This window comes from Bacillus sp. 3a (genome assembly GCF_017161885.1).
GTDB lineage: Bacteria > Bacillota > Bacilli > Bacillales > Bacillaceae > Bacillus > Bacillus safensis.
In genome coordinates this window covers 156519-175146 of record NZ_CP067376.1, presented here as the reverse complement: position 1 = coordinate 175146, position 18628 = coordinate 156519, and the positions used below count along the sequence as shown (strand labels likewise).

Annotated in this window: 18 protein-coding genes; 16 read left to right on the top strand and 2 right to left on the bottom strand. The window is 43.0% G+C overall.

Translation table 11 applies throughout. The features are described from left to right. Positions 1-19 precede the first annotated feature (19 nt). Positions 20-799 carry a glucose 1-dehydrogenase gene (locus JJ692_RS00625; protein ID WP_206534122.1) on the top strand — a complete coding sequence of 260 codons (780 nt, stop codon included), beginning with the start codon at positions 20-22 and terminating at the stop codon, positions 797-799. A gap of 20 nt (positions 800-819) precedes the next feature. Here the strand turns inward: JJ692_RS00625 and JJ692_RS00620 are convergent, their stop codons facing one another. After that, positions 820-1860 carry an acyltransferase family protein gene (locus tag JJ692_RS00620; protein WP_024424359.1) on the bottom strand — a complete coding sequence of 347 codons (1041 nt, stop codon included), beginning with the start codon at positions 1858-1860 and terminating at the stop codon, positions 820-822. A 210-nt stretch (positions 1861-2070) separates the two neighbouring features. Then, positions 2071-3063 (bottom strand): LLM class flavin-dependent oxidoreductase, encoded by a 993-nt coding sequence (locus JJ692_RS00615; RefSeq protein ID WP_044333581.1) that lies wholly within the window; start codon positions 3061-3063, stop codon positions 2071-2073. 406 nt (positions 3064-3469) lie between these two features. Here JJ692_RS00615 and JJ692_RS00610 point away from each other — a divergent pair, with 406 nt between their 5' ends. From JJ692_RS00610 to JJ692_RS00540, 15 genes are all read left to right on the top strand, one after another. Next, complete coding sequence (locus tag JJ692_RS00610; RefSeq protein WP_024427228.1) at positions 3470-4072, top strand: TerD family protein; 603 nt, start codon at positions 3470-3472, stop codon at positions 4070-4072. Positions 4073-4092: 20 nt separating this feature from the next. Next, positions 4093-4674, top strand: coding sequence for a TerD family protein (locus JJ692_RS00605; protein WP_024424356.1), 582 nt, complete (start codon positions 4093-4095; stop codon positions 4672-4674). Positions 4675-4715: 41 nt separating this feature from the next. After that, complete coding sequence (locus tag JJ692_RS00600) at positions 4716-5294, top strand: TerD family protein (RefSeq protein ID WP_007498343.1); 579 nt, start codon at positions 4716-4718, stop codon at positions 5292-5294. A gap of 140 nt (positions 5295-5434) precedes the next feature. Further along, complete coding sequence (locus JJ692_RS00595) at positions 5435-6214, top strand: TerC family protein (RefSeq protein ID WP_024424355.1); 780 nt, start codon at positions 5435-5437, stop codon at positions 6212-6214. A 99-nt stretch (positions 6215-6313) separates the two neighbouring features. Beyond that, complete coding sequence (locus JJ692_RS00590) at positions 6314-7501, top strand: HpcH/HpaI aldolase/citrate lyase family protein (protein WP_103132611.1); 1188 nt, start codon at positions 6314-6316, stop codon at positions 7499-7501. Continuing rightward, on the top strand, positions 7491-8822 hold the full coding sequence (locus tag JJ692_RS00585; RefSeq protein ID WP_206534446.1) for a phosphoribosyltransferase family protein: 1332 nt from the start codon (positions 7491-7493) through the stop codon (positions 8820-8822). Before JJ692_RS00590 ends, JJ692_RS00585 begins: the two co-directional genes overlap by 11 nt. Beyond that, complete coding sequence (locus JJ692_RS00580) at positions 8815-9924, top strand: cysteine protease StiP family protein (protein WP_024424352.1); 1110 nt, start codon at positions 8815-8817, stop codon at positions 9922-9924. The genes JJ692_RS00585 and JJ692_RS00580 overlap by 8 nt, the downstream gene beginning before the upstream one ends. Beyond that, the gene (locus tag JJ692_RS00575) at positions 9921-10736 is read left to right on the top strand and encodes an HAD family hydrolase (protein ID WP_206534121.1); all 816 of its coding nucleotides are present in this window, start codon (positions 9921-9923) and stop codon (positions 10734-10736) included. Before JJ692_RS00580 ends, JJ692_RS00575 begins: the two co-directional genes overlap by 4 nt. 70 nt (positions 10737-10806) lie before the next feature. Beyond that, entirely contained in the window at positions 10807-12423 is a 1617-nt protein-coding gene (locus JJ692_RS00570) for a YceG family protein (RefSeq protein WP_206534120.1), read from the top strand. A gap of 14 nt (positions 12424-12437) precedes the next feature. Further along, complete coding sequence (locus JJ692_RS00565; protein ID WP_206534119.1) at positions 12438-13532, top strand: toxic anion resistance protein; 1095 nt, start codon at positions 12438-12440, stop codon at positions 13530-13532. A gap of 399 nt (positions 13533-13931) precedes the next feature. Continuing rightward, entirely contained in the window at positions 13932-15197 is a 1266-nt protein-coding gene (gene opuAA, locus JJ692_RS00560; RefSeq protein WP_024424349.1) for a glycine/proline betaine ABC transporter ATP-binding protein OpuAA, read from the top strand. A 10-nt stretch (positions 15198-15207) separates the two neighbouring features. Then, on the top strand, positions 15208-16053 hold the full coding sequence (gene opuAB, locus JJ692_RS00555) for a glycine/proline betaine ABC transporter permease subunit OpuAB (RefSeq protein WP_039182966.1): 846 nt from the start codon (positions 15208-15210) through the stop codon (positions 16051-16053). After that, positions 16053-16934 (top strand): glycine betaine ABC transporter substrate-binding protein, encoded by an 882-nt coding sequence (locus JJ692_RS00550; RefSeq protein ID WP_206534118.1) that lies wholly within the window; start codon positions 16053-16055, stop codon positions 16932-16934. Before opuAB ends, JJ692_RS00550 begins: the two co-directional genes overlap by 1 nt. Before the next feature lie 107 nt (positions 16935-17041). Continuing rightward, complete coding sequence (locus JJ692_RS00545; protein ID WP_241258006.1) at positions 17042-17794, top strand: alpha/beta fold hydrolase; 753 nt, start codon at positions 17042-17044, stop codon at positions 17792-17794. Between the two features lie 110 nt (positions 17795-17904). Continuing rightward, positions 17905-18627, top strand: coding sequence for an SDR family NAD(P)-dependent oxidoreductase (locus tag JJ692_RS00540; protein ID WP_172881257.1), 723 nt, complete (start codon positions 17905-17907; stop codon positions 18625-18627). Position 18628: the final 1 nt, after the last annotated feature.

Here is an 18628-nt window from a genome sequence, read left to right as displayed (position 1 = left end):
GTGAATGGAGGAAATGAAGATGTATCAAGATTTAAAAGGGAAAACAGCTATTGTCACAGGCTCTTCAAAAGGAATTGGACAAGCGATCGCATTGCGGTTTGGACAAGAGGAAATGAATGTGGTTGTGAATTATAAAGGCGATGAAGATGGAGCCGAAGAGACCGTAAAAGCCATTCAGAAGCACGGAGGTGGGGCGGTGAAAGTACACGCAGATGTCTCCAAAGAGGAAGGCATCCAAGCCATCATGGATACAGCACTGGAGCATTTCGGTACAGTAGATGTATTCGTCAATAATTCAGGCTTCAACGGCGAAGAAGTGCTGCCGCATGAGATGACGCTGGAGCAATGGCAAAACGTCATCGATGTGAACATAACAGGTGCATTTTTAGGCGCAAAGGCTGCGCTCGCCTATATGATGGAGCATGACATCAAAGGATCTATTTTAAATATTTCCAGTGTCCATCAGGAAATTCCGCGCCCGTTCAACGTTCATTATTCCACTTCAAAGGGCGGAATGAATATGATGACGAAGACGCTGGCTCTTGATTATGCCGAAGCAGGTATTCGAATCAACGCGATTGCGCCGGGTACCATGGCAACCGAATCGAATGATGATTTACAGGATGAATTGAAAAAACAAAAGCAGCTTGAGAAAATTCCGATGAGAACCTTTGGTGAACCGAAGGAGATTGGGGCCGCTGCTGCATTCCTCGTTTCTAAGGAAGCGGCGTATATCACAGGCACCACCTTATTTGTAGATGGTGGAATGACACTTTATCCTTCTCAAATCAATGATTAATCCAAAAAACATCCGCCTGTTCAGCCGGCGGATGTTTTTTGTTCGTAGCGTTGAGCGGCTTTGGCCGGTTTGCCGAGCAGCATCGGGTACTTGCTCAGGAAGGAGATACATGGCACCATGAGCAGCAATGTGCCGATCGTATAAAAAAGTGTCCAAGAGAGCTGTGCTGTATCAGCAATATTGATACCGAGTCCATAAAAAACAAATGCTTTCATGATATCGATACCGGCAAACTGCAAGACAAGAATGACAATAGAATTACGTCCTAGATACGTCAAAATAGGGGATGTTTTCAATTTAAAGCTTAAATAAATCACGGCAGCTGAACCGAGCAGAGCACATGCATAGAAAATAAAGAGATCACCGTAGTCGTTGACGCGCATATCGATCCGTGAATTAAAGCTTTGCATGTAAGCCGTCAGCACAAGCAGACCTGTACATAAAAGAAGGGTTGGATCTGTTTTTAATTCCACAAACCATTGCTTTGCTAAAAATCCAATCGAATAAAACACAACAGCCGTCAAGGCGACATTGGCGTTCCAAGGAAGACTTTGATCTAAAAGCAAGGTAGAGGCATATCCAGCACCTCCGCAAAGAACAGTCAGCAAGATCACGGCAGCGGGTTTTCCTTTAGAAAGACGATGCATAAAGAAAAATAAAATTTCCACTAAAAAGAGCGTCGTTAAAAACCAAATCGCTGGGTTATGTGTGAGTCTTGCTTCATCTGCATTGGATATGAAAATACCTGTAAACGGAACGAAAGGATCAATATCCGTTTGTCCCTTGAATGCGAAAAAACGGGTAACGGAGAACCAAAATACATACGTAATGATGGAGAAATAGAGATAGGGCAAGAGTAAGCTTTTGGCTTTTTTCTGAATAAATGACAAAGCAGGGGATGAGGATGATCGAAACATCATGCCTGATAGTAAAAAGAAAAGCGGCATATGAAAAGAGTAAATGAATTGCTTGAGCGAATCTGGAATGGGCACATGCGCCATGACCACGAGCAGAATGCCAATTCCTTTAGCTGCATCAACCCAATCGAGTCTCTTTTTCATGTCTGTCATCTCCTTCTTTCTCAGCGTTGTAAACCGTTCATTGAATATGTACCTCTACTATATAAAAGGTACACCTCTTATGCGTTTACAGTTCGCTAACGATTAGAAGACACATTTGCGATCAGATGACAGACGGAAGGATTTTGACATCTTGATGTTACATTTCCCATTTTTTATGACAATGTAAAAAAGAAGCCTGGAAAGCTGGCTTCAAAATAATTCTGCTATTCGCTTGAAGGAACGCTGTTTTTCGATCGGATCAAATGAATTGTTCAGAATCATGATGTCATCCGTTTGATAGCGGTCCATCAAGGTCTGTAATTGCTCTTTCACCGTTTTCTTCGAGCCGACAATCATCCGCTGGCGGTTTTGCAGCACTTTTTTCTTTTCCTGTGTGGTGTAGTGATAGGCGCTTGCTTCTTCTATAGAAGGAACGCGGCTGTCCAGTCCCTTTTCAACACGAAGCAGCCATAAATCTGTACTGCTGGCGATCCTGTCTGCTTCTTCATCTGTTTCACCGCAGATGACAAAGACGGCAAACATAGATTGTGGCTGCCTAGAAAACACAGATGGAGAAAAGTGTGATCGATACGTCTCAAATGCTTGTGTGCCGCGTGCAGGATGGATAAAGTGGCCAAAAATATAGTTGATTCCAAGCTCCGCCGCCTGCATGGCACTATTTTCTCCCAGCCCAAGCAGCCAAACCGGCGGATGAGCATCAACAAGCGGAGCAGCTTTCACGCCTGCATGCGGATGACCAGAAGGCAGGCTGTCTGATAAGTAAAAAAGAAGGTCCTTCAGCTGGCGGTCAAACTGAGACAGATCTTTAGGCACGCCGTCCGTCAAAGCGAGCCTCGTCCTTTCAATCCCGCCTGGAGATTTGCCGACACCAATCTCAATCCGTCCAGGATAAAGGGCTTCAAGCTGCCGCGTGACCTCTGCTACTTTAAAAGGACTGTACTGAGGAAGTAAAATACCGCCAGATCCGGTACGCAAGGTCGTTGTATGAGCCGCAATATGAGCCATTAATATTTCAGGCGCTGTACTAGCGAGCCCTCTTGTGCTGTGGTGTTCAGCGAACCAATAGCGCTCATACCCAAGCGTTTCAGCCAGCTGAGCCAGCTGCGTTGTATGAATCAATGTCTCCTGAGCAGACTGACCTTTAGGGATGGCGACTTGATCTAATATATGAAGTGATGGCATCATCAACATCCTTTCATCAACATGCTGAATATAAGTATAAAGAAATCCATAGGTGGAAGGAAACGAAAGGGTTTATCCTTTGCTTTTATCTTTTCTATATCAACATATGAAACCACATTAATACACTCCTTATCAGCAAGAGCTGTTCATCGGGAACTTTCGACAATGTTTCACATGAAACACTTCATTAACGACATGAACCATTTCCAATGTGCATCTTTCGTTAAAAAAATATAAAGTGTTTGAAACCTATCTTGAACATAGATCGTATATACTAGTAAATAGAAAAAAGAGTAAGAGGCTCCAATGTCATTTCATGAATTTTGTCGAATTTTCATGTATGATGATTTTAATAGGGTCCATCGCTTAATAAATAGATTTTTATTATGCTGGAGGAGTGATTGATTTGGCGATTACATTAGAAAAAGGTCAACGTATTGATTTAACAAAAGGGAAAACAGGGCTGACGAATATTCTTGTTGGACTTGGCTGGGACCCTGTATCACAAGGCGGCGGATTTTTAGGAAAGCTGTTTGGCGGCGGAGGCGGCGCTGATGTTGATTGTGATGCTTCAGTGCTCATGCTGAAAAATGATAAGTTTACGGAAAATAAAGATTTGATTTATTTTGGCAACCTAAAGAGCAAATGCGGCAGTGTTGAGCATACAGGTGACAACCTGACTGGTGAAGGAGACGGAGATGATGAACAAGTCCTCGTCAACTTGAGCAAGGTGCCGGGTAATGTGAATAAATTGGTGTTTGTCGTGAACATTTATGATGCCCTTAGAAGAAACCAACACTTTGGTATGATTCAAAATGCTTACATTCGCATCGTTGATCGTTCAAACAATCAAGAATTAGTGAAATATAATTTAAAAGATGACTATGCAGGAAAAACTTCGTTAATCGTCGGGGAACTTTATCGCCATGAGAATGAGTGGAAGTTTGCGGCGCTTGGAAATGGTACAAATGATGCGAAGCTTGCAGATATTACGAGAAACTATATTTAAACAGAAGGGAGAGGTTCCTAGTGGGAATTTCTTTAGCGAAAGGTCAAAAAATTGATTTAACAAAAACGAATCCGGGTTTAACAAAAGTAGTCGTCGGTCTTGGCTGGGACGTCAATAAGTATGACGGCGGACATGACTTTGATCTAGACGCAAGTGTATTCCTTTTAGATGCGGCAGGTAAAGCAAGCTCTCCATCTGACTTTGTCTTTTACAACCAAACAACTGGCGGAGGCGGCAGTGTCGTACATACAGGCGATAACCGCACTGGCGAAGGGGACGGAGATGACGAGCAGGTCAATGTTGACCTTGCAGCTGTACCGGCAAGTGTTGAAAAGATTTCATTTGTCATTACAATTCATGATGCAGAAGCGCGCAGTCAAAATTTCGGACAAGTGTCTAACGCATATGTACGTATTTTAAATGCAGCATCGAATGAAGAACTCATTCGCTACGATTTGGCAGAGGATTTTTCAATTGAGACAGCCATTATTGTAGGTGAATTATACCGTCATGGCGGGGAATGGAAATTCTCAGCTGTCGGATCAGGCTATCAAGGCGGTCTTGCCCGCATTGCAACGGACTTTGGCTTAGATATCGGATAACGCAATAGTTTCCTATTTTCAAAGACAGGAGAGATACGAATATGGCGATTCAGCTTTCAAAAGGACAACGTGTCGATTTAACCAAAACCAACCCAGGGCTGACGAAAGTGATGATCGGTCTTGGCTGGGATACGAATAAATATTCTGGCGGAGCCGAATTTGATTTGGACGCTTCGGCTTTCTTGGTAGATGCAAACAATCGTTGTCAGCAAGATACAGATTTTGTGTTCTATAATAACCTTCAGCATCCGAGCGGCAGTGTCACTCATACAGGTGATAACCGTACGGGTGAAGGAGATGGAGATGACGAGCAAATTCTCGTTGATTTCTCGAAAATTCCTGCTAACATTGATCGTATCGGAATTACAGTTACGATCCATGATGCAGAGGCGCGCAGCCAAAATTTTGGACAAGTCTCTAATGCATTTGTTCGTGTTGTAAATGAAGAGGGCGGGGAAGAATTGATTCGCTTCGATTTAGGCGAAGACTTCTCAATTGAAACAGCTGTTGTGGTATGTGAATTGTACCGACACGGAAGTGATTGGAAGTTTAACGCGATCGGAAGCGGATTCTCTGGCGGACTTGCAGCTCTTTGTCAAAATTATGGGTTAGAAGTGTAAATAAGAGAAACAAATCAGTTCAAGAGATGCTGTCAAAAGCTCATATGAGGGCCTTTTCCTAAGTGAGAAAGAAACAGTGATCAAGAATAGCAGCAGGCGAAAGCCTGCTGATGCTTCTACACTTATAGGAGGAAAACCAGTTGGACATTTTGAAACATATGTTGGATACATATGCCTCGTTTTTTGATTGGCATATGTGGGCAGAGGTATTAACAGACCCTGTCTCTTGGGGGCTTATTGGGACTCTTGTCGTGCTTGAAGGATTGTTATCAGCAGATAACGCACTTGTATTAGCTGTGATGGTGAAACATCTACCAGAAAAGCAGCGTAAAAAGGCATTAACCTACGGATTAATTGGCGCTTATTTCTTCCGTTTTCTATTCATTGGCGTAGGGATGCTGCTTATTAAGTTCTGGTGGATTAAGGTCCTCGGAGCTGCTTACTTAGCATGGCTTGTTATTAAGCACTTCTGGTTAGGTGACGGCGATGATGAAGCGAAGGAACTGAAAAAAGAAGGCTGGTTGATTCGAGTCTTTGGTGTGTTCTGGGCAACCGTTATTTCTGTTGAAATTATGGACCTTGCCTTCTCGGTTGATAGTATTCTTGCAGCATTCGCTGTATCTGAGGAAGTATGGATTCTACTATTAGGCGGAATGCTTGGAATTCTCATGATGCGTACAGTCGCGCAGTTATTCCTTGTTCTCATTGACCGTATCCCAGAGCTTGAGAATACAGCGTTTATTCTCATCGGGATCATTGCCATCAAGATGGGCTTGAGTGCTGCTCACATTGAAATTCCGCATCTTGTATTCTTTGCGATTATTATCCTAGCATTTATCGGAACGTTTATCGTTCATAAAATCAATAAAAAGAAACATCAAGAAGTGACAAACGAAGCTGCGGCTTCAAAAGAAGAATAGGACGATCAAAAAGGAATGGAGTTGATTAGCGGCTCCATCCTTTTTTGAATCATCAAGTCATTTGTTCGATTTTCTCTCAACAACAGGAGGTGGCACAGCATGCGGTATTTTCAGTTTTTATCAGAGGCGAGGCAGCACGATATTTTTTTCAAACGGCCGGGGGCGATGCATTTGATGACGCCAAGGCACGTACTTGCGCATGCATTAGGTGCTACTTTGTATATGCCTGCGACTAGACAGGATATAGCAGACATGCTGCTGTCGCAGAAATATGAAGCGCTTTGCTCTGTTGTATTTTGTTTAGAGGATGCCATCGGTGATCAAGAAGTGGAAATGGCTGAACAGAATCTAGTGGTACAACTCGCCAAACTGTCGGACAAATTAACGCATACACCTGAAATGGCTGAACAAATGCCGCTTTTATTTATTCGGGTTCGTTCGCCGAAGCAGCTGCTCAAAATGGCAGATTTGCTTGGTCCATCTCTTCGTTTATTGACGGGTTTTGTATTTCCAAAGTGTTCTATTCATAATGCGAAGGATTATTTGGACAGCTTGAAACAGGCGTCCGCACAAACGAAGACCACGCTGTACGGTATGCCCATTTTGGAAACACCCGATTTATTAGAAAAAGAAACAAGATATACGGTGCTGTCTAAGTTAAAGCAGATCATGCTGAATGATGAAGAATATATTTTGAATATTCGTATTGGGGCAACGGATCTTTGCGGCTTATATGGCATTCGCCGTGATCGCGACACCACCATTTATGAAATCAGATTGATTGCTGATTTGATCACAGATATTATCAATTATTTTGGCCGTTCCTTTGTTGTATCAGGTGCTGTATGGGAGCATTTTGGCCCTGCAAGAAAGGAACAAAAACCATTCATCCGTGCGCTTTCTAAGGGCGGTGAGCTGTCCTTATCTGAATTCGATGACGTACAAGGTTTACTCAAAGAGACAAGACTCGATGTAGCCAACGGCATACATGGAAAGACAGTGATCCATCCCACACATCTCAAGCCAGTGCAAAGCATGTACGTTGTGACACAGGAAGAGTACTTGGATGCATTAAGCATTCTGGAACATGCCGACGGCACAGTTGGCGTGATGAAGAGTGCTTTCTCTAATAAGATGAATGAAACAAAGCCGCATTACAGGTGGGCAGAGCACATATTAATTAAGTCAGACATTTACGGGGTGTTTCATGAAAATAGAAGCTATATCGACATACTCACAGAATCAGAAGCGGCATACGCTGAACATCTTGGAACATATGGAGGTTGAGCTTGATCTCAAAGAAGGTGCGCTCCAGCTGGAAAAAGAGCATCTTTTTGAGATGGCGGCAAGGGTGAACAAAAAAAGAGCCTTTTTATTCGTGAGTAAGGTGCTTGGAAAGCATATTCCTGTTCATCCAGTAAAACCGCTCCTTGTCTCGGGTCTTTTAGCGATGGCATATGCCAAAGAGCAAACGGGAAAGACGCCCCCGCACCAAGATCTTCTTGTAGAGGCACTCAAGACGGATGATCACACGGTGTTAACGGCAGCCTATGAAACACTCAAAGAAGAAAAGCTTTCAGCTGGCAATAAGCCTGTCGTCATCGGCTTTGCGGAAACGGCAACAGCCCTTGGACATGGTGTGTATGATGTGATAGAAGGCGCATCATACATTCATACGACACGTGAACAGCTGCTGGATCTTGACCCGTCATTGGTATTTGAAGAAGAACATTCGCATGCAACAGATCAGCTTTGTTATGCAGACGAAGCATTCCTTCGCACAGACCGCCCCATCGTGTTAGTAGATGATGAAGTCACGACAGGCCGTACCAATATCAACATCATTCGTGACCTTCATGCAAAGTATCCAAGGCATTCTTATACCATTCTTTCCATTTTGGACTGGCGGACGGAGGAGCATGAGAAAGCCATGTGCCAGCTTGAAGAGGAGCTTGGAATTCACATCACATCATTGTCTTTATTAAAAGGGCAGATGATTTTTCGAGGCAAAACGCTTGATGAGCCAGCTTATTCGTATGAGATTGCGGAGCAAGAGAAGCAGCCAAGTCTCTCTTTTCACTCTCTTCAATCTTTCTTTAAGCAGGTGCCCTATTCACTTTCTCATGCAGCAAATTCGGCTGGTCATTCGCCATATATACATGAAACGGGTCGTTTTGGTTTAAATGCAGCAGATACGGAAGCGCTCGACCAAGCAGCTGCTGAAGCGGGATTGAAGCTGCGGCAGGAACGCAAAGGAAAACAAACACTCTGCTTAGGGACAGGTGAGCTGATGTATGTGCCGATGAGACTGTCTGCACACATGGGGGAAGGCGTTCTCTTTCATTCAACAACGAGAAGCCCTATTCACCCAGTCGAAAAGGATGGATACGCTGTCCAAAATGGGTTTACCTTTATGAATCCAGAGGATGCCCGAATTCAGCACTACGTGTACAACATTCCAAAAGGTGAATATGATGATGTATTTCTCTTTTTTGAGAAAAAGGTCTCTCAGGAGGCATTGCTTCCGCTTGTTCACTTATTTGCTGAGCGGCATGTGAAGCATGTGCATATTGTGACTTTATCAGACGAGGTGAAGGTGAATGGCTAATGTGTATACAAAGATGGGGAGCTATCCAGAGCAGGATGTAACCTTCTTACTCAAAGATTTATCCTCTATTGAGATGGAGAAAAGTACAGAGGAGCGGGAGCGTTCGATTCAGAGCGGTGCGCATTATTCAGAAATGCTGCCAATTGAGTACAAACCAACGGCATCTTATATGACTTTATTCTATCAATCTCTTGAAGAAAGTAAGGAAAAGGTAGCAGAAGCAGTAGCTGTTGTAGCAGAACAGATTGTGAAGAAACGAGGCTTCCAAACCGTGCTTTGCAGTTTGGCGCGTGCGGGGACACCGATCGGGGTGCTGATCAAACGATATATTCGAAAGACGTATGGTGTCGATCTGCCTCATTACAGCATCTCTATTATTCGCGACCGCGGAATAGACGAGAATGCACTGCATTACATGCTGAAAGAACATCCAGGTTTTGAAATTGCTTTTATCGATGGATGGACTGGAAAAGGGGCGATTTCGAAAGAGCTCCAAAAAGCTGTTCTTGATTTTGAAAAAAAGTATGGTGTACGTCTCTCGAGTGAGCTGGCTGTGCTGGCAGACCCCGGCTATTGTACACATGTATACGGAACGAGGGAGGACTTTCTCATTCCAAGTGCCTGCTTGAATTCGACAGTATCAGGGCTTGTCAGTCGTACGGTATTAAACAACCGCTGGATCAATGCCGATGATTTCCATGGGGCAAAGTATTATAAAGAGCTGCTTGATGAGGATGTGTCCAATCTATATGTGGATACAATTGAAGAAGCATTTTCAAGCCTCGGACCAAATGTACAAGAGAAAGCAGAAACCATACTCTCGCAAGGGACGCCGGCAGATTGGCGGGGAATGGCATCCATTGAAGCAATCGGTCAGGAGTTTCAAATTGAAAATACCCATTTGATTAAGCCGGGAGTTGGTGAGACGACCCGTGTGCTGCTTAGAAGAATCCCTTGGAAAATCTTGATTCAGCCTGGATCTCAGGAGAAGCTGAAGCATATCTTGCTTTTGGCAGAGGACAGAGGTGTTCCTGTCATTGAATATGCCAATATGTCTTACACGTGCTGTGGGTTAATTCGTCCGCTGGAGCAAACGTCATGAAGACATTTGCATTTGCCAGTGATTTAGACAGGACGCTGATTTACTCACATCGAGTGCTTGACCAGTATGCGTATGAAGGAGAGTATGATTTAGTTGAGGTGCTGGACGAACGGCCGCTTTCCTATATGTCTGTTGAAACGAAAAAATCTTTGCAGACGATTCATCAATCAGGCTGGTTCATTCCAGTGACGACAAGAACAACCGCACAGTATGAACGAATCACCTTCTTTGAGCAAGAGCTTAAACCGGAGTATGCCGTGACAACAAATGGGGGCTGTATTCTTCATCATGGCAAGCCGCTTGAGGATTGGCAGGCCATTGTTGATGAGAGACTTAGGGAGTGTATGCCAGTCAGAGAGATGCTGAGGGCGATCTCCGAGCTTCCAGTTGCGGCATGGGTGAAGCGTACCCGTACAGCAGAGGGAAGATTTCTTTATTTGATTATGAAAGATGAGTATCTATCTCACATTCCGCTTGCTGAATTGAAGCTGTGGGGCGAGGAGAGAGGCTGGCAGGTTTCTCTTCAGGGACGGAAGCTTTATTTTATTCCACAGCCGCTTAATAAGTGGGATGCTGTTGCTTTTCTAAAGGACAGGCTGCAGCTTGAATACGTCTATGGTGCGGGTGATTCTCTGTTAGATGCAGGGCTCATTCGTCAATCAGATATGGGCTTTGCCCCAAGACATGGAGAAGTTCTGGACTTTGACCCATCACTTGAGCCGACAGCAGCATCTGGCATGGCCGCAGCGGATGAAATCACCGCTTGTGTCATCGAGCAGATGATGAACGCAAAAAAGCCTTCGATTCGATAGCAGAAGTAGAAGGCTGAATGATATGATAGTAGTAGCTTTCGAGAAAATATAGGAGAAAGGAAGGAGCGGCGTGAGTTATAAAGAAATCAATGTCACCCATACACGGGCGGAGCAGGAAGCCTGGAAAAACGTGCTGAAAAAGCCGCTCCCTGAAAGAGACGGTTATGTAAAGGACGAGCATATGTTGTCCTTGCCGCGTCTCGCCGCCCGGGTCCTTGGAACTCCGCATGATGCAACCGATTATTTTATTTATTTACATGAATTATACGAAACAGACGGCATGCATATTTTAAGTGAAACACTCAATCGTCATATTGAGCCGGAGCATTTTCAAGCGCTGCAGCGCATTCATTTGATTAACCAAGAAGAAAAGGGATTGTCCGTGAATCGCTTTGTTGCTTTTTTAGATGGTGAACAGCTGATTGTACGCCATCCAAACCCTGTGATGAACCGGCATATCCGTCTTTCATTGATCAAGGTATTTGAGCATTTCAAGCAGCTGCACGAGGGTGGATTTCAGCATCCTGATTTCCGCCGGGTCCTGCTGGATGTCGTGAAGTTTTCAAATAACCATTTAGGTCCATGGCTGAAGGAAGTCAATATCGAAGAAAAAATGCCGGCTGTCATTTGGTATGGAGAGGCGAATAAAAGTCAGCTTTATTTTCTTTACTATGTCATGCTGATTGGCTGTGATGTTGTGCTATTTCATCCAGAAGGCGAGGATTCGTTCCGCGAATTAGATCCAGAAGAAAAGCTGACTTTTATTGATCAGTACCCGGGGACTTCAAAGCTTGAGCCGTTCCCTACTGAAAAGCCTGAGAGGAAATCAACGGTGGCGTACCGCTCGACAAGAGAGCTTGAAGAGGTGCTTCACACGGAAGATTCAATGCTGTATAAGCCGTGGCAATTCAGAGATCATACTCCTCATTCTATTACGCTGAAGACCACGTATGATGAGCTGTTTTTAATTGCAAAGGAACGATCCTTTATCCGCCCGAATTTTAAAGCAGACCGGGACACGATACAGATTCCAAATCTCTTTGCGAAAATGATGGGTGTCACACGAGACAAGCGTGAATACTGGGATCGCATTCACACGTTAATGGAGGGGAAAGAGACGAAGACCATTCGCCATTTTCCTTTTACGAAAGAAGTGACTTCGAATTATCAATTTCATTATCAGCATGCACTTTCTTCTAATGGAGAGATTGATCCTGACTTATTAATGAAAAGCAATGTGTGGCAGTTTTCTCATCTATATGAGGGCACGCAGCGTGCGATAGCAGAGGCGATATCTCGAATCTGTCAGCATCCGAAGCTATTAAAAGAAGGCAATGAAACCGAACTAGATGTCCGTATTTATTTATTCAAGCAGGTTCTGCATTTAAGCCAGGATCTCATTGAACTGATTCAAACCTTTGATTACGCACAAACCGTACCGAAAGTGATTTTATACCATACGGAATATAATGGGGAGCTGACTCGTTCTGATGCGGCCGCCCTGATTTTCCTAAATGAAATGGGTGTGGATCTTTTCGTATATCATCCAGCGGGATATCAGTGTATCGAACGGTATATCGATGACCAATTATTTGATACCCATTGGCTTGATGAGATGGTCATGAACCAGGAGTTTAAAGAGCCGTCCATCGTTAGAAAGTTATTTCAATCCATTAAAAACCGATAAGGAGATCAAAGCTTATGACAAATACAAACGGAAATGACATCATTTCAATTGATAAAGAGGAAATCACGATTGAGAAGGCAGACGATATTCGCGTTCAGCTTCGAAATGAACCAGAAGTGCAAAATATTGCGAGACAGATCGATGCGAAAAATCAGCTGGAACTGCTTGAATACGGTAAACAGCCAGCCGTTGAAATCTCTAAGTTCTCTGATCGTATCCTTTCAATGATGCGTTCAACAAGCGTTACTGACTCAGGAACAATGCTGACGCAGCTTGGTAAGATTATGGATCGCTTTGATAAAAATGATTTTGACAAACCGAAGGGTGGTTTGCTGTCAAAAATCTTTAAGCGGGGCGGCAGCATGATCGAAAAGATTTTTAGTAAATATCAAACGCTCGGTGCAGAAATTGAAAAAATTAATGTGGAAATTAGTAAATATAAAGATGAAATGACCAAATCGACTGTGACGCTTGAAGAAATGTATGAGCATAATATTCAATACTATTTGGAGCTGGAAAAGTATGTCGTAGCCGGTCAAATGAAAATCGAAGAATTAAAGCAATTGGTTCCTTCATATGAAGAAAAAGCAGCTAGTGGAAACCAGCTGGCACAAATGGAGCTTGATACGCTTCGTAATGGCATTCAAGCGCTTGAAGAGCGTGTGTATGACCTTGATATGGCACGAATGGTGGCGCTTCAAACGGCACCGCAAATCCGTTTGCTTCAGCGTGGGAATACGAAATTAATCGGTAAAATCAACTCTGCCTTCATCATCACGATTCCAATTTTCAAAAATGGGATCATTCAAGCTGTTACAGCGAAGAGACAAAAGCTTGTGGCTGATTCTATGAGTGAGCTGGATAGAAGAACAAATGAAATGCTGAAACGAAATGCTGAAAACATTTCAAGTCAAAGTGTGGAGATTGCCAAATTATCTGGCCGTCCAAGCATCGACATTGAAACGATCGAATCTTCCTTTAATACAATTGTACAAGGGATGAAAGAGACGAAACAGATTGAAGAAGAGAACAAGCGATTACGCGAAGATGGAACAAAACGTATGCTTGAGCTTCAAGATAATATTAAGCGGGCTGCCCTAGAGTCCTAAAAAAACAAGCTGTCTGTAACTAAAGTTGCAGGCAGTTTTTTTATGAATTTAAATAAAATTTGAGGAAAAAGGTTTTTATGTGACCATTTTCGGGTAAATCCTGTTAAGGGGAATGGTTCGCCCATGATTCAAAAAACCGCTATGACGAGGATTCGACTTATTTTTTAGCACAATTAGGAATTTCCAGTAAAATATTGTCTGATGAGAGGAAATACCCCGTAAAATATGTAGTTTATGAAGCATTCTATAGGATTTACGAGTAATACGGCGTATAAACTCTAATGACCAGACCTCTATATGGAATTCATACATATTGTGGGGAAATAAGCGAATTCTAAAGATTGTTCGCATCATAACGCTTATGTTACGGTTATAAAGATGCTAATTTGGAGGGAAAATATGAATTCTGAAGAGAGAAATATCAAAATCAAGATAAATAATGTATCTAAAATTTTCGGTAAAAATGCTAAAAAAGCATCTCAAATGCTTGAAAAAGGGAAAACAAAAAGAGAGATCCTAAAAGAGACCGGCGCAACAGTTGGTGTCAATCGAGCAAATTTTGATGTGTATGACGGCGAGATATTTGTCATCATGGGGCTATCAGGGAGCGGAAAGTCCACACTTGTGCGGATGCTAAACAGGTTAATCGAACCAACCTCCGGTGAAATATATATTGATGGGGATATGATAACAAATATGTCAAAGGATCAATTGCGTGAAGTCAGACGGAAAAAGATCAGCATGGTTTTCCAAAACTTCGCATTGTTCCCGCACCGTACAATTCTTGAGAACACTGAGTATGGTCTTGAATTGCAAGGTGTCGATAAAGAAGAGCGCAGACCAAAAGCGCTTGAATCTTTAAAGCTTGTTGGACTTGAAGGCTTTGAAGAGCAATATCCAAATCAATTAAGTGGTGGGATGCAGCAGCGTGTTGGATTGGCACGTGCGTTAGCAAATGACCCTGACATTTTATTAATGGATGAAGCATTCAGCGCACTAGATCCATTAATTCGTAAAGATATGCAGGATGAATTGCTTGAGCTTCATACATCTGTAGGAAAAACGATCATTTTCATTACCCATGATTTAGATGAGGCGCTTCGTATTGGTGACCGCATTGTACTCATGAAGGACGGAAATATCGTTCAAATCGGAACACCAGAAGAAATTCTGATGAACCCATCGAATGAATATGTTGAACGCTTCGTTGAAGATGTTGACCTTTCTAAAGTATTAACCGCTGGTCATATTATGAAACGTGCAGAAACAGTTCAGATTGATAAAGGGGCACGTGTTGCGCTTACGCTCATGAAAAACCTTGGGATTTCGTCTATCTATGCGGTAGATAAGAAAAAGCATTTATTAGGTGTCATTTCTGCCCAAGCAGCGAAGAAAGCAGCAGAAACGGGAGCGTCGCTTGAAACGGTTCTCGATAAAGAATTTACGACAGTGTTGGAATCTACGTATTTGACAGAGATCTTTGATGCGGTGTCTGATGCGAACATTCCGATTGCCGTTGTTGATGAGAAAAACAGAATGAAGGGCATTGTGGTCCGAGGTGCATTGATTGGTGCATTATCAGGAAATGATGAGTATATCAACATGTCTTCTAACAAGCTAGAGGAAATTAAAGCACAAGAGCCTTCTGCACAGGAGGTAGAATAAGATGTTTAGTATGAGTGATTTACCTAGAATTCCGTTTGCGGAATATATCGATCAATTTGTTGACTGGTTAACATTAACGTTTGGTGGTTTCTTTGATGGCATCACAAATGGATTAGCAGGAACAGTAAATGGGATTGTGGCTGCACTTGGCGTCATTCCATCCATTATTTTAACTCTTATTTTTGCCGGCATTGCTTGGTGGATCAGTACAAGAGGAGTTGCTCTTTTCACACTTATTGGATTTTTACTGATCGACTATTTAGGCTACTGGCATCCAATGCTTCAAACACTTGCACTCGTTTTGACCGCTGTGGTCATTTCCATTGTGATCGGGGTTCCGATCGGTATTTGGGCATCACAGAAGGAAACTGTGCGTAAAATAGTGACACCTATTTTAGATTTAATGCAGACAATGCCTGCATTCGTTTATCTATTACCAGCGATCTTCTTCTTTAATATTGGGGTTGTTCCTGGGGTTGTGGCATCGGTTATTTTCTCCATGCCGCCAACGATTCGTATGACCATTCTCGGTATTAAACAAGTACCAGCTGATTTAATTGAAGCTACTGAAGCATTTGGTTCAACGACATTCCAGCGTTTATTCAAAGTTCAGCTTCCACTTGCAACAAAAACCATCTTAGCTGGTATTAACCAAAGTATCATGCTGGCTCTATCAATGGTCGTCATTGCGGCAATGGTAGGTGCACCAGGACTTGGTTCAGAAGTATATAGTGCGGTAACGCAGCTGAAAACAGGTATTGGTTTTGAAGCAGGTATTGCCATTGTGATTGTGGCGATTACACTTGACCGTATTACCCAAAACATTAAAACGAAAAAAACCAGGGGGAATGCTTAATGTGGAAAAAGTCTCTCTACATTGGGATGACCGCCCTGCTTGTCTTTTTACTATCCGCTTGCGGTGCGCAGACAGATTCAAATGCGAGTGCCGCACAGCAGGTGAATAAAACCATTATCGGAATCGATCCTGGTTCAGGGATTATGGCACTGACAGATCAAGCGAAAAAGGATTACGGCTTAGAGGATTGGACGGTTGTGTCTGCATCAAGTGCAGCCATGACGGCAACGCTCAAAAAATCTTACGACCGTAAAAAGCCAATCATCATCACTGGCTGGAATCCACACTGGATGTTTTCCCGCTATGATTTAAAATATTTAGATGATCCAAAAAAATCTTATGGTGAAGCGGAAGAAATTCATACGATTTCACGTAAAGGCTTTGCGAAGGATCAGCCGGAAGCAGCCAAAATGCTTAGTCAGTTTAAATGGTCTCAAGATGACATGGGCGAAGTCATGATTGATATCCAAGATGGTGTGAAACCAAAGGATGCCGCCTTAAAATATGTGAAAAAACATAAAGACCAAGTAGCGAAATGGACAAAAGGCGTGAAAAAGTCGAATGGTGGAAAAGTCAATCTGGCCTACGTTGCATGGGATAGTGAGATTGCAAGTACCAATGTTGCGGCAGAAGTATTGCGTGAACTCGGGTTTACGGTGACTTTGACTCAGGTTGAAGCAGGTCCAATGTGGACAGCAATTGCAACCGGAAGTGCGGATGCATCATTATCCGCTTGGCTGCCAAATACGCATAAAACGTATGCAGCGAAGTTTAAAGGAAAATATGATGACCTTGGTACAAGTATGAAAGGTCTTCGAATGGGGCTAGTTGTTCCGACATATATGAAGAACGTAAACTCCATTGAAGATTTGAAAAAATAGTCAATGATATAGTGGTTCCCTTATAATAGAAGGGAGCATGTTGAAAAAGCAGTCTGCTCAAAAAGCGGCTGCTTTTTTCTTATATAGAAGGATGGAGTTGTCGGGCAATGGATAAGTCAATTATGGTTTTTCTGCATGGTGGAGGAGTAAGCAGCTGGATGTGGCAGGAGCAGGTTGAAATATTGAAGGACACGTATGAATGCTTTGCCCCTGATCTCATTGGACATGGGACAAGAGCAAAAGAACAGATATTTTCAATGAATGAAAGCACCCGTGAAGTCATCTCATGGATCAAGGAAAATGCGAATGGCCGTCAAGTGATTCTGATTGGATTTTCTTTAGGTGCGCAGATTGCCGTTGATGTGTTATCAAGAGAGCCGGATATCGTAGACATAGCCGTCATCAATAGCGCCCTTGTGATGCCTTTGCCATGGCTCCATTTCATGGTGAGACCCCTCTTGCCCCTGACGTATCCATTATTAAAGAAAGATTGGTTTATCCAGCTCCAAGCCGAAAAGATGGGGCTCTCGCAACATGTACTGCATCATTATGCGGCGGAATCGAAACATCTGCAAAAGAAAACCCTTCTTACGATGTTTCAAGAAAACCTCCATTACAAGCTCCCTGACACGTTTCAACAAGCGAAGGCACGCATTCTTGTCACAGTGGGAGAAAAGGAAAAAGGCATCATGAAACGGTCAGCAAAAAAAATAACGAATTCACATCCGAAGGCAACAGGCTTCATCGTTCCCGGTATTGGACATACATTTACTTTTGAGAAGAAAGAACTTTTTACAGAAATGATCAAATGTTTTATAGAGGCACGTGCATTACCAGTCGAATTAAAGGAAATCCAGTAGCCGAGCCAATGAATAAGTGAAGACGAGCATAAAAGGGGCGCCGGTCTCTTTGAATCTGTATGATATAGGTGTAAAACGCTTACAGTTTGTGTTTCCTAAAAGGAGGAGCTATGAGTAAAAACTATATCATATTCGGTGCAAGTCAAGGATTAGGAGATGCTTTTGTAAAGGGTCTCCCTTCAAGTGGAGATACAGTTTGGATTGTATCGCGAAGTGAACCAAGCAGTTTGAACATAGATGACGGTGTTCATAGAATTTGGCTGAAAATCGACTTATCAAGCCGAACGCATATCCCTTATATGCTTGAAGCACTTGAGAACAAGACGATTGATGTACTCATCTATAACGTCGGTTTATGGGAAAAACGAGGCTTTGAAGGCGATTATTCCTTTGATCACGATCAGCCAGAGGATATTGCACATTTAATCAATGTGAATGTCACCTCAACCATTACATACATCCAGGCACTGCTTCCGCACGTAAGGAAATCAGAGAATGGGAAAATCATCGTGATTGGCTCAACGGCCGGACTCGACCATACAAACCTGCCTCAAGTCTCGTTTGTTGCATCTAAATTTGGCCTGCGCGGAATTGTGAATGCACTAAGAGAGCATGTGAGGAAAGATAAAATATCCGTCACCTGTATCAATCCAGGAGAGCTGGCGGCGGAGGTTCCGTATGAGGATGGAGCCGAAAAGGCCATCACTCTATATGATGAAACGAGAATCCCTGTCCAGGATATTGTGGAGCTTGCGAGATGTGTGATTCATTTATCAAGGGTATCTTGCGTAAAAGAAATCAACGTTCCAGCCATGGCAGATCTGAATGCATAAT

Coding starts and splice junctions, on each gene's coding strand:
- opuAA (WP_024424349.1), top strand. CDS start 13,932: ATGAATTCTGAAGAGAGAAATATCAAAATCAAGATAAATAATGTATCT.
- JJ692_RS00575 (WP_206534121.1), top strand. CDS start 9,921: ATGAAGACATTTGCATTTGCCAGTGATTTAGACAGGACGCTGATTTAC.
- JJ692_RS00600 (WP_007498343.1), top strand. CDS start 4,716: ATGGCGATTCAGCTTTCAAAAGGACAACGTGTCGATTTAACCAAAACC.
- JJ692_RS00625 (WP_206534122.1), top strand. CDS start 20: ATGTATCAAGATTTAAAAGGGAAAACAGCTATTGTCACAGGCTCTTCA.
- opuAB (WP_039182966.1), top strand. CDS start 15,208: ATGAGTGATTTACCTAGAATTCCGTTTGCGGAATATATCGATCAATTT.
- JJ692_RS00540 (WP_172881257.1), top strand. CDS start 17,905: ATGAGTAAAAACTATATCATATTCGGTGCAAGTCAAGGATTAGGAGAT.
- JJ692_RS00550 (WP_206534118.1), top strand. CDS start 16,053: ATGTGGAAAAAGTCTCTCTACATTGGGATGACCGCCCTGCTTGTCTTT.
- JJ692_RS00545 (WP_241258006.1), top strand. CDS start 17,042: ATGGATAAGTCAATTATGGTTTTTCTGCATGGTGGAGGAGTAAGCAGC.
- JJ692_RS00620 (WP_024424359.1), bottom strand. CDS start 1,860: ATGAAAAAGAGACTCGATTGGGTTGATGCAGCTAAAGGAATTGGCATT.
- JJ692_RS00565 (WP_206534119.1), top strand. CDS start 12,438: ATGACAAATACAAACGGAAATGACATCATTTCAATTGATAAAGAGGAA.
- JJ692_RS00585 (WP_206534446.1), top strand. CDS start 7,491: ATGGAGGTTGAGCTTGATCTCAAAGAAGGTGCGCTCCAGCTGGAAAAA.
- JJ692_RS00590 (WP_103132611.1), top strand. CDS start 6,314: ATGCGGTATTTTCAGTTTTTATCAGAGGCGAGGCAGCACGATATTTTT.
- JJ692_RS00615 (WP_044333581.1), bottom strand. CDS start 3,063: ATGCCATCACTTCATATATTAGATCAAGTCGCCATCCCTAAAGGTCAG.
- JJ692_RS00580 (WP_024424352.1), top strand. CDS start 8,815: ATGGCTAATGTGTATACAAAGATGGGGAGCTATCCAGAGCAGGATGTA.